Below are 15634 nucleotides of genomic sequence, written 5' to 3'. Positions count from 1 at the left end.
CCCCTGCGCGCCGCCGCCACCGCCCAGCTCCAGGCCTGGAACCTGGCCGACACCGCCTTCGCCACCGAACTCATCCTCAGCGAACTGGCCACCAACGCCATCCGCTACGGCCATCCCCCCCTCCACGTCCGCCTGCTCCGCGACCGCCACCTGATCTGCGAAGTCTTCGACGCCGGCAGCACTTCACCCCACCTGCGCCACGCCGCCACCACCGACGAAGGCGGCCGCGGCCTCTTCCTCGTCGCCCGCTACGCCCAGCGCTGGGGCACCCGCTACACCCCCACCGGCAAAATCATCTGGACCGAACAGCCCCTGCACGGCACCGACGCGACAGAACCCGCCGGCAGCATCGACGACCTCCTCGACCAGTGGACCGACACCACCCCGTGACACAAGTCACGTACCGGCGTGGGACGGAACCCGAGAGACCGGTGGATTCACTCGGCCGGACGGGTGAGTTGTCCGCGGTTTCCCGATTGCCGCACAAGGCCGGACGGGTCCTGTCCGACCGGCTGGAAATTCGCCATTCCGGCGGAGAGCCGTGGTGGCGCCCCCGGCAGGACTCGAACCTGCGGCCAAGCGCTTAGAAGGCGCTCGGCCTATTTCGGCTCGCCCCTCTCCTGAGCTGCGCTTTCGCTTCATTCTGACGAAGCGTTAACGCAGCTGGGGGACGCATGGGGGAACCGCCACGCTCCGGTGAACCGGGGGACAGCGTGAACCCCATGGGGCAACATGGCGTCACCCACATCATCTTCACACAGCTGGAGGCTGCTCCGGAAACAATTCCGCCCACTCTCGGCGTTGGCGATCTCTGAGCCGAGGAGGGGAAGGTGTCGGGCCTGAAGCTGTTCCACACGACGAAGAGCGGCGTGACTGAGGTCATGCCGCGTCTTGCTGAGGTCGAGTCGGATGTGCAGGGCCTCGTCGAGGCCAACATGGAGATGCTGCTGGGCGTCCGGTTCTTGGCGAGCGAGTACAGCACCGGCCCGGTTCACGGCGGACGTATCGACTCGCTCGGTCTCGATGAGAACGGATCGCCGGTCATCGTCGAGTACAAGCGCGGTGTGGACTCTGGTGTCATCAACCAGGGCCTCTTCTACCTCAGCTGGCTGATGGACCACCGCGCAGAGTTCCAGCACTTGGTGCGCGACCGGCTCGGGGCCACGGCCGCAGCCCAGGTGCTGTGGAACAGCCCGAGGCTGATCTGCATCGCTGGCGACTTCACCCGCTACGACGTGCACGCCGTGGGCGAGCACCGGCGCAGCATTGACCTGGTCCGCTACCGATTCTTCGGTAAAAACCTCCTTGGGCTTGAGCCTGTCGCTTCTGTCACCGGGCGAGCGTCAACCGCCAAGCGGGTTCGCCGGCACGGGGCCGGGCTGCTGCCTGTCCGCAGGCAGGGCGGGGCACTGGCGAAGCTGGCAGAGGTGGCGGATGAGGTATTGCTCGGTCTCGGGGATGACGTCAGCTGGGTGCAGCGCAAGCAGTACCGCGCGTATCAGCGGCTGCGGAACTTCGCCTGCGTCTGCCCGCCGCAGAAGACCAAGCTCCTCGTCTACCTCAAGGCCGACCCGAAGGAGGTCGACCTCGTGCCCGGCTTCACCCGGGACGTGACGGGGCTCGGCCATCATGGCACGGGCGATCTGGAGGTGCAGTTGCGCTCCGAGCGGGATCTGGAGCGGGCTGTGGGCCTCTTCCGTGCGAGCTACGCGGCGGGGTAGCCGTGTCGGTGTCTGTGACGTGACGAATGCGGGTCCCCTACCGTGGCGGCCCCGGTAGTAACGTCCTTGAGGCGGTACTACCGGGGCCGTTGGGTTGATCAGTGCTCGGTGGTGAGGTGCTCCAGGATTTCTTCCGCGCACTGCTCGGCGTTGCGGACGATCTGACCGCCCCAGTAGGAAAGAACAGTCCATCCGTCGGCCCGCATGGCGTCCCGCTTGGTCTTGTCTGATGCCTGTCGTTCCGGGGTGTGGTGGTGCTTCCAGCCGTCGCAGAAGACGGCAACTTTCTGGTCGGGCCAGGCGAAGTCGGCCACGGTGACGGGGCGGGGTGTTCCGTCGGTGGAGCCACGGTCTCCCCAGTCGTACTGGGCGTGGCCGCGAGGTGCTGCGAGGGCCATCAAGGCGATGGCCAGGCGCCGCTCGATAGCGGAGCGCGGGCGGCCGTGGAAGGCGTCCGTGTAGCTGGGCACTCGGCGTCCGTCCACCGTCGGCGCATGGGCGAAGCGGCGCAGGAAGTCTGCGGCGACGTGACGGTCGAGCAGGTCTTCTTCCAGCTGGTTGCCGTACGAGCGCAGGCAGGCGTAACAGGAGCGCTCGCAGGTGCAGTCTTCCAGCACCGGGACGAGGGCGGCGGCCACTTCGCCGAAGCGGGCGGCGAGCTGGCGCAGATAGCCGGCGCCGCCGGGGACCTCTTCGTACAGCACAGCGAGTCGGAAGGTGGCTTCGTCGCTTTCCGGATCGGGTCGGGGCCAGTCGAAGCCGGCGACCTCGTCATCGCCGGCCTGGAGCATGACGCGGCAGCCGAGGTCCAGGGCGGCGCGGATGCTGGCGAGGAACTCCTCAAGCCGGTCCGGGCGGATGTCGAGTGTCTCCAGGTCGGGAAGGACCTGCAGGCAGTCGACGCGGCGGTCGACCTGCAGGATGCTGTATTCGAGCCGCTGGTTGGTGCAGATCTTGTCGTGGAACTTCTGGCGATCTCGCTGCGCGCGGGTCGGGGAGGGGCCAGGGATCGCGTCGAACCACAAGCCACATCCGGTGCAGATGACGAAGCGCTCGCTGGTGCCTTGATTTCTGGTGATGCGTCCCCGGTTGAGGACGGTCAGGTCCGCGCCGCGCTCCCATTGCAGGACCAGGCCGTCGCGTTCGAAGAGGTAGGTCTCGGCGGTGTTGGGGGCGCCGAGGTGGTGGGTGACTTCGAAGGGGGAGCGGGAGCGGTGTTCTTCGTCGGCGGAGATCCGCTGACGGCGTGAGGCGCGCATGGCGCGCATCGGCACGCTGAGCTGGGGGCTCAGGTCGTCACTGTCGCAGGACAGGCAGTGCGCGCTGGTGGGAGCGTTCACCGTGTCGCAGCGGTTGCACAGGTTGATGTGGTCAAGGGCGCCGACGCCGTCGGAGTTGATCAGGTTCGCGCGGCGGAAGTCGACCTGGTCAACAAGCCACTTGTCGCCGCGGGCGTAGACGAGCTGGCCGGGGGCGTAGTCCTTGAGCGCCTGGACGGAGTCCTGGGACAACTCGGCCGTCTCGCGTTCCAGCGCGAGGCTGGTGGTGTCGGTAGGGAAGGCGTAGGAGGGCAGGAAACCGACAGAGCTGAGGTAGGACAGCACGTACGCGCGGTTGCGGTCACCGCTGCGCATGGCCTCCAGGCTGGCGTTGATGCTGGTGAGGGCCCGGGAGGCTTCCTTGTTCCCCGGCTTGCTGGCGGCCTGCATCCACTCCTCCAGCAGGCCCTTCTGGCGGATGCGGTAGGGCTCGACGTGCTTGTTGAGGTGATCAACCCAGGAATCGACCACCTCGTGTGCCCAGTTTTCGGTGAGCCAGGGAAGATCCCCCTCGTTTAGGCCGAGGCGGAAGGCGGCGAGGATCTGGGCCGCGATGCGGTCGCGCCCTTCGGCGAGGGCGGTCTTGACTTCGTCGATGCCGTGGAGGTTGCCGTCCGCGTCCTCGGCGACCAGGCCCCGCATCCACTGGGGGAGGTTCTGGCTGCACAGCTCAAGCGCCATGGCTCGGGCGTGGCGCTTGAGCACGCGCTGGTTGTCCAGCAGGAACGCCGGCGGGCGGATGGCGCCGCGGATCATTTCGACCGGCCGGGCGTAGTAGTAGCTGTCGTGGGGCATGCTGCCGGCGAAGGTGACGACCAGCGCGACCCGCTCCTCCCGCCGTCCGGCTCGACCGGCGCGCTGGGCGTAGTTGCTCGGACGTGGGGGCACGTTGCGCAGGATGACGGCGAGGAGCTGGCCAAGGTCCACGCCCAGCTCCAGCGTCATGGTGCACACCAGCAGGTTGAGGTCGCCCTCCTTGAACCGCTCCTCGATCTGCACGCGGTTCTCCAGGGGCACCTGCCCGGAGTGCTCCTCGGCCTTGATGACGAGCGGAGCATCGCTGGCGGCCAGCAGCCGCTCGTGGTCGTCCGGGTCGCCCTGCCACGGCTCCATGGTGCCCTTGCAGTTGAACGTGGCGCACTTATTCTGCGGCGAGGGCCCGGGCTGCACCGCCCGGCAGGCACGGCACCGGTAGGTTGTCTCGCTGGCGGGCCTGACCTCCATCGCCTGCGGAGGAATTTGTCGCAGCACGACCCGCTGTCGGCCGCTGCCCACCTGGGTGCCGGCCAGCAGGTTGTGCTCGGCCAGCAGGTCAACGGCCTTGCGTACGCCCCGCTCGATGGCGTCCGAGCTGGTCACGCTCGGGAAAGCGGTCCGTACCAGGCGGCCGGCTGCGCCCTTGCGGCTCATGGCCAAGGGGTTGGCGCCGGGCACCCTGACGTTGGTTTCGCCATAGCCGGTGATGGAGTGCCCCATGCCCATGGTGGCGCCGGCTTCGACGAGCTCGGCCTCGGTCTTGGCGTCGAGGCGCTTCTGGAGCAAGTCGTGGCCGAGTCCGCCGCGGGTGCGCACCAGGTCAAGCATGCGGGCCAGCAGCCAGCGCGCCGCAGTAGTGTCCGCGCCCAGTGTGTCGGTGAGCGGCTTGAGCGCGTCCTCACTCAGCGCTTCCAAGCCGGGGTAGCCGACCGTGATCAGCCCGAGGCGTTCCAGGGTTGGCGGCCGACGCTCGTCGCTGGCGAGTTCCCCGAGCAGGTCCCACTCGCACACGCGCAGGGCACGGCGGCGGGCGTCCTTGCCCGCCGGGTCCTCGTAGAGGCCAGACTCCTGGCCGCGCCGGAAGACGTCCTCGACGAGGCTGTTGAAGCTGGCAGGCGGCTCACTCTGACGGACGCGGTCGGAGATGCTCTCCACGATCAGGCGGCGCACCTGCACGGCCCGGGATCGATCGCGCAAGTAGCCAGCCTGGAAGGCGGTGTCCTGCCGCGAGTCGGCGAAGATCAGCAGGCGTCGCAACATCTCGTCATCGCTCTGCGCCGCCAGCCCGGTGTGCAAGCTGAACGCGGCGGCCGTGACTGCGGCGGCGGTACGGGCGGTGAACTCCTGCACCGCCCCATGCGAGCGCAGATACCCGCACACCGGACACCGCGTCAGCGGCCGATCGGGTTCCGGCACCGCGACAACAACCTCCCGGGTCGCGGACCCGCATCCCAGACACGTGGCACCGTTGGCATCCTTGCCGCAGCTCGTGCACCGGCGCGCCGGATACCAGTTCCGGTCACCAGTCTGGGGGACCTGCATAGGTTCATCGGCCGTCAGGCGGCGGGCCACATAGCGAGCGACCGGACCGTCGGGGTCGTCCCGCTCCAGGTCGTAGTCCTGACCACAGCCCAGGCATACCCCCAACGGCGTTGTGGCCTTCGCGCCACAGTCTTCGTGGTTGCACGTCGTCGCGCCATCCAGCAACAGATGCTCGGCTTCCCCGGCGCAGCGCACCGGCGTGGGCAGGCTCCGCAGGAACAGGTGGACCTTGGCCTCCAGGACGGGCGGGCCCTCCGGGGTATGGGTGTCCGCCCCAAGCAACAGCCAGCCGGCCACTTCGTCTTCCAGCACATCCCGGTCGGCCCCCTGCCGCTGGGGCAGACCTGCGAGGAGCTCCACCAGCCCATCGACCGTGCTGGGCTCCGACAGGTGCGCCCGCAGCAGGTCCAGCACCGGACTGGCCTGTGGATCGCCCAGCACGACCCGCAGCCGCGAGGTGTCCCCGCCATCGGCCAGGGCCTGGCGGAGCTGCTCGCGGTCCGGCGCCGGGCCGATCAGGCTCACATCCGGCTCCGGCTGGGGCACGGCCGTTTCTTCGATGATGCCGTCCACGTCGAACGGGGCGGCAAACAGGCTGCTCGCGAACTCCGCAGTGCGCTGCAGATCGACCGCGCGGTCGCCTCCGGCGCTCACGGTCGCGGACAGGCCGACACACACCAGCCCCTCATCGGCGACATGACCGCGAAGCCGCCGCACCAGGCCGGCGATCTCGGTGCCCAGTGCGCCCTGGTAGGTGTGTATCTCGTCCAGGATCAGATGGCGCAGCACCCCGTGCCGGAAGAGTTCCCGGTCCTCTCGGCGGGTCAGGATGTACTCCAGCATGGAGTAGTTGGTCAGCAGGATGTCCGGTGGCATTTCCTGCATCCGGGTCCGATCATGCGTCGGCGTAGCGCCCGTGTAGACCCCGTAGGTCAGCCCCAGCGCCTCGCAGGCCGCCTTGATGCGGTCCTCCTGGTCGTTGACCAGGGCGTTCATCGGGTACAGCGCAATCGCCTTCACCCCCGGACGATGCGCGTTCTCGTAGGCATGCGCGATGACGGGGATGAGGAAGGACTCGGTCTTACCCGAGCCGGTACCGGTGGCCACCAGGGTGTTCAGGCCCTGCCGGATCCGGGTCACCGCCGTTACCTGATGCGTGAACAGCCGCTCCACCCGCGGGAACGCGCTCGTAACCTCCGGCGGCAATCCGATGGTCGTGGCGAGGCCGGCCAACGTGGCGTCCAGCTGGAAGCGCGGCTGGACAGACAGGTACGGGCCGCGCCACAGCAGCGCCTCGTCGTCCACCAACCGCTCCAGGCGAGAACGCAGTCCAGGGTCAGCGATGGGATAGGTGGTCCAGGTGAACCGCCGGTAGTCCTTCCGCAACCGATCAGCCAGCTCCAGCGGATTCATCTCTCGCCCTTCCTGCACCCGTTGTTGATCGCTCAGCCGCAGCGGAGGTTCTCCCGAACAGAGAAGATCCGCTTGCCACTTGAGTCGAGCGTAGTGCCGAGTGCTGACAACACGTCCCGCGCCAGCAGTCAAGATCAGCCAGTCAAGCGGGCGAAGTGCTCGCGGACGAGCGCCTTGTACTCCTCACTGGGCCGCACTGGACTGCCGTCTGCATCCGCACTCTGTCGGAAGTCAGCCAGGACCAGCTCCAACTGGGAGGCTGACAGACCGTAGAGCTGGGCTACCCGGGCGTCAAGCTCTGCCCGCAGGACGTACTCCTCGTTCTTGGATAGCGGGGCACACTCCACCCCCAGTACGGCGGCCAATTCATCAAATTCGACGGTGCGACAGGTAAGTCGAGCTGAAAGATCCACGATTCTTGCGCCGGGGCCGGTATCCAGGGGGACGTCGGCGATTGGGAGCGTTGCCATGATTGACTTTGTTACGTGGGCGCTGGCTTTCCGGCGCACGACGAAGTCCAGTGTCAGGCTGTTGAGCAGGGCCACCACGTAAACCATCGCCTGGGCGCTGAGGACAGTCCGATAGCCATTGGCGGCGGCGTCCCAGGTGGAACGGTAGAAATAGTGCAATGCGTGTGTGACCACCGTTCCAGGGGGCAAAACGGCGGCGATCAGTGTGCGCTCATCACTTCCTCGTGCGGTCTCTCGGAAGCACGGACGATAGTGATCGGAAGGAAGCTCAAGGACGCCAGTGCGAGGCCCGGGTTCAAGAAGACAGCGTTCGCCCTGTCTCCGTGATAGTGAGCGAACATCCTTCTTTTTGGCGCGCTTACGCGCCCGTGCCACCAGTGCGGCTTCGCCTATCCCTTCCTTCAGGTAGTAGGTCGGTTCCGCGAAGTCGTGTACGTATTGGTGAATGTGCTTGCCTTCGCGCAGCGGCATGCCGGTGCCGGTGGCGGAAAGGATTTGGCGGTCGTCGTGTAGGTCTAGCTCCCGGCCCCAATCGATTTCCCAGCCGCCCTCGGGCATCTTCTGCAACAGATAGGGGTGACCGGAATAGAGGGTGGTGAGCACGTTGAGAAGGGCTGGATCGCGGGCGTCCGGGATGGCCAAGGTTTCAGGTGCCAGGGCTTCGACTGTAGCCCGTGTGATTAGGAGAGTTCGGCTCTCCAGATCGAGGAGGTGGTCTAGCTGGGAAACGTTGCTCGTGAAGGGAAGCGGATCGGTCTCTCCGCCTTTTTCGGCCACAAGGAGGAGGAATTGTTCGCTCTTGTGGATGGGGAATATTCCCTTGATGTTATCGCACAGTACGAACTTGTCGACAGAGAAGTGGCCGAGCAGTTCGCGGCGATGCTCGCCGGTGGCGGCATCCGAGACGATCCCGGAGTCGATGACTACGCCCAGGCGCCCACCGGGGGCTAGCAACGAGAGTTCCCGCTCCAAGAAAGTGCGGTAGTAGTTGAACGTAGTTCCGTGGGCGTAGAGCATCCGATAGATGCCGGATTGCTTGATGAAGCTCTTTGCCCCAGCGAGCATGGCATCCAATTCCACGCGGGCCGTAGAAACCTCAGGGCGCTGGTCGAGTTCCCGTTGTCGACTTAGCTTCTCGTCCTTCTTTTTGAGTAGGGCGTAGGAAGGATCGAACCGACCGTAGAATTCTGCAGATTTGAAAGTAATGCCCTCCCAGGGTGGATTGCCCAGTATGGCGTCGAACCCTGCATCCGGACGACGTTCCCCCTTGTCGCCGAAGAATACTTCGGGGAATTCGACCTCCCAGTGGAAGGGGCGGACCCTGGATCGCACATCGGTTGGGATATGTGCGAGATGCCCACGGAGTGGTTCGCCTCTCTTCAGGGCGTCGTGTGCCGCGAGCCACTGCCCGCTGTTCCCTTTGAGCTCTTCGGTGTAGAAGTAGGGGGCAACCCACCAGTCACCGAGGGCTTGCAGCCTGGTGAAATCGTCGCCTTCAAGGAGGCGCTCAAACCGCTTTTCTTTGGCGCGGATCTGGAGGCGGTCTTCCGAGGGGCTGGCCGCCAGGGCCCGACGTACCCGCACCAGGGAGGCGAGGTCGGGTTCCTCTATGGCGAAGAGCGAATCTTGCAGGTCACCGACTTCGGTACCGGCACGCTGGGACCGTCCGCCTTGTGCCGGCGCGGGAACGCCTGACCAGCTTCCGAACTCGGCCCCGACGACCGCGTTACCGCAGCGGAGGTGTGCGTCGAGGAAGGATAGGGGCTTTCCTGCTGCCGCTGTGGTGAGCCATAGGGAGACCTTGGCAAGCTCGACCGCCATTGGGTTGAGGTCGACGCCGTAGATGCAGCGTTCGACGATGAGGCGGCGATAGGCGGCGCGTTCGGCGTCGTCCAGTTTGTGGTCGAGTAGTTCACCTTCCCGGGCCAAGGCTTCACCGTAAGCCTCGGTCAACTGGTGCACGGCGGGGACAAGGAAGGCGCCCGATCCCATGGCGGGGTCGCAGATCCGCAGGTTGAGGATGTCTTCTGAAGTAGCGTCCTGGATGAGGGGGCGCAGGGTCTCGCCAACAACGAAGTGAGCCAGAGGACGGGCGGTGTAGTAGGAGCCGGAGCCCTTGCGCTGACCGCTGGCCTCGAAGAGGTAGAAGGTGCCTGGGTCGTACGACTCCAGGGTTTCAGCGCCCTTGGGCAGCCGCTCGGCGTCGAGTACCTGCACGATGGCCGACTGTCCTCGCCCGATGCGGGCGAGGACCTTGGGGGTGTCGGCGATCTGTGGTTCGAAGGAGAGCAGTCCTTCGTAGATACTGCCGAGTTGTTCGACACCGAGTTCACGGTAGTTGACTGCTCGCCGTCCCACAGCTGTCTTGCTGGTGGAGCGTTCAGTCTCGGCCCAGGAAAGGGCGTCGATCGCGTCTCGGACGAAGGTGTCGCCGACGGTCATGGCCGGGTCGTCGAGCAGTGGGCACTTGGCTGGATCGAAGAGGCCCCCGTTGAAGCCGGTGATCTGGAGTTCGCCGGCGTCGACGCCGTCACGCAACAGGGACCACGACGCTTGGAGGGAGTTCCACAGAAGACCGCCGTCGGGTGCCCAGCCAGCTTCGGCCAAGATCTCCCGCCGGAGGGCGCGCAGGGAGTAGCCCCGGTCGTAGGAGGGGGTGCCGACGGGCAGGAGGCCGCGGTCCTCTGCGTAGGCGACGAACAGCAGGCGATAGGCGATCTTGAGAGCTTCGGAGAAGAGGTCGCGGGGTTCGGGGATGAGCTGCTGGTGCTGCCGCCAGTGGTGGAGAGCGCCGTTGGCGATGGCGCTGATGGCGGTGCGTACACCGCCGGAGAGGTTCTCACTGACAGCGGTGGCGGCCTCGGAGCTCGCGTCCTCGACAAGCTTCCACAGGATTTCGCCAGCTGGGTCGGGGGTGAAGGCTTCGGGCCGCAGCAAAGCCCACAGGACCCGCCATTCGTGCTCGTCACCGAGTTCGGCCAGGCCGGCGAGGTCGACCGAGAGGTAGCTTGCTTCTCCGCCGAGCCCGGGGTCTCGTCGGATGACTCGCAGTTCGCTGCCGTTGCTGAGCAGGACGGCGGGGAGCCGGTGCTCGCGGGCGCACACTTCGGCCTGACGCTGGGGCCGAAGCTTGCCCGCGCGGCGGCCGGTGGGGGAGGCGTCCAGGTGCTGCCCGGGTGGGGTGATGAGCACGGAGACGAGGTCGGCCGAGCTCGGTTGGCCATCGGGGGCACTGGCGCGGCCGATGACGGGTTCCTCTATGGCAGGGAGGCTGCCGGTGAAGGTCCAGCCGAAGTACGAGAGCCAGGTGAGCATGCGCTTGCGGGTTTCCCCGAGAGTGCTGGTCTCGTCGATATCGGCGACCAGGCGGCGCAGCTCACGCTTGGCGTGGCGGATGCCCTCTGCCGCATCATCGGCTCCGACCCGGCCGCGTTGTTCGCGCAGGAACAGCGCGGGATCGGAGAGATAGTACGTGGACAGAGTGGTGCCGGCGACGGTGATGTTCAGCATGCGGGCACCTCCACGCACACGATGCAGCCGACTGGTTCACCGGCGGTGACATCGGCGACCTGATAGCCGCGGCTGAGGGCCTTGCGGCGCCGGTTGAACTCGTCATCGACTGCGGCCCGGGCTTCGCCGACGGTATGGAAGGCGCCGTGTCCCGTGTCGGCGAAGAGGCCGAGCTGGATGCTGTCACCGGCACTTGTGGCGAAGCGCCTCTCGGCCTCGGCCAGTTCTGCGGCGTGCCAGCGGTCGAGGTCGGCGTGTAGGCGTTGGGATTGGGCGGTCAAGTGTTCTCGCAGAGCTTCGGCGCGGACGGCGATTCGGCGGGAGGCTTCTTGCTGCCCGAGCAGGGCGGCGGTGTCGAATCCAGGAGCCAGTTCCTGACGGGCCTTCTCGGTGATGTCGAGACTGCCGGAGGGCGCGGGGCGCTGGCGTAGGCGGCGCAGGTCGGCGGTCGGGTCCTGGCTGGGCGCGGCGGGTGTGCCATCGGCGCTGCGAGGGACGAAGACGGGCACCAGGGGCTCTTCCAGCACACGGCCGTCGTCGGAGGTGATCCGGCCGACGTAGGTGAACAACCACCCGCCGTGGCCTTCCACCACGGGGCGCACGGCGACGCGGTTGGCGGCGTGCTCGTCGTACAGGCGGGTGCGGACGCGCTGAAGGACCGCCCGCACCAGGGGGTGGGCCGGTGTGAGGAAAGCAATTCCGTGGTGCTCGGGTTCGAGCGCGACGGAACGGCTGAAGGTGGCTTGAAATCCCTCTTGGGGGACGAGCGGGTACTGCTTGAGGAGAGGCCCGGGCTCGATGGTCACGATGTCGCCGTTGCCCGTGACGGAGCCGCCGCACTGCCTCACCACGGAGGCCACCAGTTGCCGGAACTCGTCGAAATCCGGTAGGAGCCAGCCGGCCTGTTCGCGGGCGGCCGTGGTCTCGCCCTCGATCTGTTTCTCGTTCTTCATGCTCTGCATGAGCACGAGGGCGCCGCTGCGCTCGAGATAGTCACGGACCTGCTGGACAGCCCGTTCCAGGCGCTGCTCCAGTTCCTCAGCGTCGATGTCTTCCAGGAGACCGTCGATCACGTCGCTGCGGCCGGCCACGCCAAGGACGTCGCTGCTGGAGCCGAGCTGCTTGGTGATGGTGGAGAGCTTGTCACGCAGCCGCTGGAGGATTTCCTCATCGCGGGTCTCGGCCAGATAGAGGTAGCTGATCTCGACGACGTGCGGCTGGCCGTAGCGATCGACGCGGCCGTTGCGTTGTTCCAACCGGTTCGGGTTCCACGGCAGTTCATAGTGGACCACGACGTGGCAGGCGCCCTGCAGGTTGAGCCCTTCTCCGGCGGCATCGGTGGCCAACAGGATTGCTCCAGGCGTGGCGGCGAACCGCTCCAGCACCGCGCGTCGCTTCGCCAGTGGGATGGTGCCGTCGATCCGCAGCAGCGGCCCGTGGCCCAGGTTCTTCTCCAGGTAATCCAGGGTGTCGCGGTACTCGGTGAAGAGGATGACCCTCTCCCCGCGCCGCCCGGCACGGAAGCCTTCCAGCCAGCCCTGCAGCCGGGTGAGCTTGCTGTCATCGCCGGGGCTGAGGGCCTCGACCATGTCCAAGAGCCTGCCGACCAGGCGCTGCTCCTCGCGTAGATGGTCCTCCGGGAGGTGCGCAGCTACGCCCTCCAGCGCCAGCTCCTCGGCGGCCCGCAGGTCTGCTTCCGGCAGTGCGGTGTCCCCGCGGTATTGCTGCAGTACGTCCATGCGCTGCCGACCGGTGCGATCGACTGGCGGGATGCCGAGGTTCTCCGCTCGGCGGCGCAGGCTCTGCAAGAGCGCGTAGGGACTGGACAGAGCACGCTTGCGCAGCACCTCCAGGGCGAACGCCTGCACATAGTAGGAGTCGGTGCCGCGCAGGGCGTGCAGCATGCGCTTGCTGTGCCCGCGCAGCCGCTGGTGGATCTCCTTCTCCCGGCTCGTCGGGCGGACCTCGATGGGCTGCGGCGGCAGGCGCCGGCTGATCGGCTGAGGCGGTTCGCCGCGGGTGACGTCGTCCTTGAGCCGGCGCACGATGTACGGCTGGACCAGCTCGGGATCCAGCCGCCCGTCATCGGCGGCCAGGTGCGGAGACAGGAGCTGGAGCAGGCTAGCGAAAGACTCCTGGTACCCGTTGTGCGGCGTGGCCGACAGCAGGAGCAGCTCCCGGCTGTGGTCGGCCAGTGCGCGGGCCAGGCGGCTGCGGTCGGTGGCGCTGGAACGCCCCTCTCCTGCATACGCGCGGGCGACGTGATGGGCTTCGTCGATGATCACCACATCGAATGGGGGCGCAGCCTGAATGGCCCCGACGTTGTTTTTCAAGTAGTCGATCGATGACACTGCGTACGGGATGGCGGTCCACGGACTGACTGTGGTCGGATTGTCTCGGCGGACCTCCAGCCACTTCTTGCTGTCGACCTTGGCGAAGTCGAGGTTGAAGCGGAAACGCATCTCCTCGACCCACTGGTCTTGGAGACCTGCCGGGCAGGCGATTAGCACGCGGTCCGCGCGGCCACGGCGGGCCAGTTCCATCAGCACGAGGCCGGCCTCGATGGTCTTTCCCAGACCGACATCGTCCGCGACCAGCAGGCGTACGCGCGGCTGGCGCATGCCGACCAGGGCGGGCACCAGCTGGTAGGGCTCCACATCGATCCGGCCGTGCTCGACTGCCAGAAGGTCTCCGCGGCCGTGGGCCATGGTGAGGGCCAGCGCGTCATGAAGTTCATTGAGCAGGACGGCGTTGCCGGGCTCGAAGCGCAGCTGTGTGGCCGATTCCAGGCTGATCGTCGGCTCCTTGCCGGCAAGTACCGTCAGGTGGCGCGGCCCAGGGCGCTCATCGGCCCGGCGCAGATCGAGGAATGCCTCGCTGCCCGCGCCACGGACAGCCTCGACCTCCCACAAACGATCTCGGAGCCGTACCCGCATCCCGCGCTCGTACATGACTGATGTATCTCCCTACCTGCTGATCAGCAGGTAGCAGGCTACCGGGACGGACATCGGAGGGGGACGGATCAGGCAATCAGCCGCCGCGACACAGGCTCCAAACTCCATGATCACTTGAGGTTGTGCGTCCGAGTGAGCATGGCGCAGGACCGTGCGCGGCATCGACCGGTCAGCGCCCGCAAAGGCCAGCATTCAGCGGCGGTAAGGAAGGTCGTCCTGGCGCAGCGCAAGGTAGGTCTCCGGGGTTGCGGCTTCGAGCAGGTCCGGATGATCGCCGAGGTCGAGCCGAGGCTCTTGATGGTCCGGGAGAAGGTCGCTCCACTCGCGGTCCGCGCCCTGTTCGTATGCCTGGCGGAGGAGCCTCCGGACCCGAGGACGAGCCTCTTCCTGCTGCTCGCGGAAGATACGCCGCTGGTTACGACGGTGCTCCTCTTCGGCTTCCTCGTCGGCTGGTTCTTCGGTGAGACGCTGATCTTCGGCGCGCAGCCCGGGGGTGCGTTCGGCGATCACCTGGTCCTCGTAGTGCAGCCGTGCGCACGCAGCGAAGAGACGGCGGGACATGCCCAGGTGCACTTCGGTGCCGGGGATACGGCGGGTGAGGAAATCGTCCAGGCCCATCAGACGTGCCCCCTCACGGAGAGATTGCTCATCGTCCAGGTTGCCAGCTGCACCGCGAGCGTCCGCGCGCAGGGCGCGTGTGGCGTCGTCTCGTTCCAAGGGGATGGTGATCCCCTCTCTCCGACGACGGCGGGTAGTGCGGTCGGCAGACAGGGCGATGGTGCGTAGCTGGGAGGGCGGCGAGGAGCGCAGAGCGAGGTAGACCAGCATCTGTGCGCGGGCCGTGCCCATCAGGGCGTCGTCGCTGGCGCCCAGGTGGTCTTCGGGGCTGCCGGGAATGGTCGGTGCGGGGGAGACGCCGACGGTATCGAGAGGTGGTTGGCCGGGGTGCTGGTCGTGGTCGATGGTGAGGAAGAGGTCGCCGTGGGGCTGTGCCGCTGCACCAACCAGGATGCGGCGGTGCGCGTAAGCGTGGAGGATCTTGCTTCCTTCGCTCAGCTGCTTCCAGCCGTCCTTGAGGGTCGTCTTGCCGACGTTGCCGCCTTTCGCCTCGATGAGCCAGTACGCGTTCTCTGCCTCGTGCAGGCCCCACAGGTCCGGCAGGCGCCGGGTGGGGTCCTTGAAGGTGTCGGCGAGTGCCGGGTCGGGGCCACCGTCTTCCAGATGCCATGTCTGCCCAAGGCCCATCAGGGAGCGGCAGGCCCACTCGGCCATGGTCATGCCCAGCCGGTAGCCGAGGGCGTTCTTCGCGGTCCGCTCGGTGCCGTGTTCATAGACCGCGTTGAGGGTCAGGCGCCGCCCCACGCTGTGCGGAAGTGGGTGCTTGGGCGTGACATCGTGAAGACCGAGATAGGCATACAGCGGAGAGACCCGGGCGACGAGTTCACCCCGCGCGAGCTGCGGAATCTGCTGCAGGTTCGGCGTGACGTCGCGGCCCACCTCGGTCGCCGCTTTGATGATTTCCCGCCAGGTGGTGGTGGGGGCGTACCACCCGTCGCTGGCTGGGAAGGCAGCCGCTGTGTCCCAGGGTGCGTGCGGGGCAGTGCGCCACTGGGGATAGGGGCGCCGTGCCGGACCGTTGCGGAACAGTACAGGTATGTCCAGACTGTCGGCGTAGACGGGGGGCGGCGCGTCGTTCACGTGTGCGGGAATCACGCCAGTCACTGTGGCACCGGTTGTCTTCATGGCTTCGAAGTGAGTCTTCTTATGTCAGCCTTGTGTGGCTGGTCGGAGTTGATCGCATTCGGGTGCTCTGGATGCGGAACGCTCGTGTGTGCCGGTGTTCAGCAGGCTCCGGTTGCTGAGTCGATGATGTTCTTCTGTTCCTGGTCGACTTCCCTGTCGCTGGGGGCGGATCGCCTGTACTGGGGGTGGTCGAGGTCCATCTGGAG

General features: G+C 66.8%; 6 protein-coding genes. 2 read left to right on the top strand and 4 right to left on the bottom strand.

The window, feature by feature from the left end:
• Together C1I97_RS14940 and C1I97_RS14930 are read left to right on the top strand one after the other, a co-directional pair.
• Nucleotides 1–390, top strand: a 390-nt coding sequence (locus C1I97_RS14940) for an ATP-binding protein (protein ID WP_146608222.1), incomplete at its 5' end; no start/stop codon positions are given.
• 440 nt (nt 391–830) lie between these two features.
• Nucleotides 831–1721 carry a DUF5655 domain-containing protein gene (locus C1I97_RS14930; RefSeq protein ID WP_111003705.1) on the top strand — a complete coding sequence of 297 codons (891 nt, stop codon included), beginning with the start codon at nt 831–833 and terminating at the stop codon, nt 1719–1721.
• 98 nt (nt 1722–1819) lie between these two features.
• On the opposite strand, the gene C1I97_RS14925 is transcribed toward C1I97_RS14930, so the two are convergent.
• The 4 genes from C1I97_RS14925 to C1I97_RS14905 form a co-directional block, all read right to left on the bottom strand.
• Nucleotides 1820–6751, bottom strand: a complete 4932-nt coding sequence (locus tag C1I97_RS14925; RefSeq protein ID WP_111003704.1) for a DEAD/DEAH box helicase — start codon at nt 6749–6751, stop codon at nt 1820–1822.
• A gap of 134 nt (nt 6752–6885) precedes the next feature.
• On the bottom strand, nt 6886–10731 hold the full coding sequence (locus C1I97_RS14920; RefSeq protein ID WP_111003703.1) for an Eco57I restriction-modification methylase domain-containing protein: 3846 nt from the start codon (nt 10729–10731) through the stop codon (nt 6886–6888).
• Nucleotides 10725–13682, bottom strand: coding sequence for a helicase-related protein (locus tag C1I97_RS14915; RefSeq protein WP_111003702.1), 2958 nt, complete (start codon nt 13680–13682; stop codon nt 10725–10727). Before C1I97_RS14915 ends, C1I97_RS14920 begins: the two co-directional genes overlap by 7 nt.
• Nucleotides 13683–13877: 195 nt before the next feature.
• Nucleotides 13878–15398 (bottom strand): gamma-glutamyltransferase, encoded by a 1521-nt coding sequence (locus C1I97_RS14905; RefSeq protein WP_258382570.1) that lies wholly within the window; start codon nt 15396–15398, stop codon nt 13878–13880.
• Nucleotides 15399–15634: the final 236 nt, after the last annotated feature.

It is taken from the genome of Streptomyces sp. NTH33, from assembly GCF_003236365.1.
In the GTDB taxonomy this organism is placed as follows: domain Bacteria; phylum Actinomycetota; class Actinomycetes; order Streptomycetales; family Streptomycetaceae; genus Streptomyces.
The sequence above is the reverse complement of the archived record's forward strand: the minus strand, read 5'-3'. Positions and strand labels throughout refer to the sequence as shown.

Coding starts and splice junctions, on each gene's coding strand:
- C1I97_RS14915 (WP_111003702.1), bottom strand. CDS start 13,682: ATGTACGAGCGCGGGATGCGGGTACGGCTCCGAGATCGTTTGTGGGAG.
- C1I97_RS14925 (WP_111003704.1), bottom strand. CDS start 6,751: ATGAATCCGCTGGAGCTGGCTGATCGGTTGCGGAAGGACTACCGGCGG.
- C1I97_RS14920 (WP_111003703.1), bottom strand. CDS start 10,731: ATGCTGAACATCACCGTCGCCGGCACCACTCTGTCCACGTACTATCTC.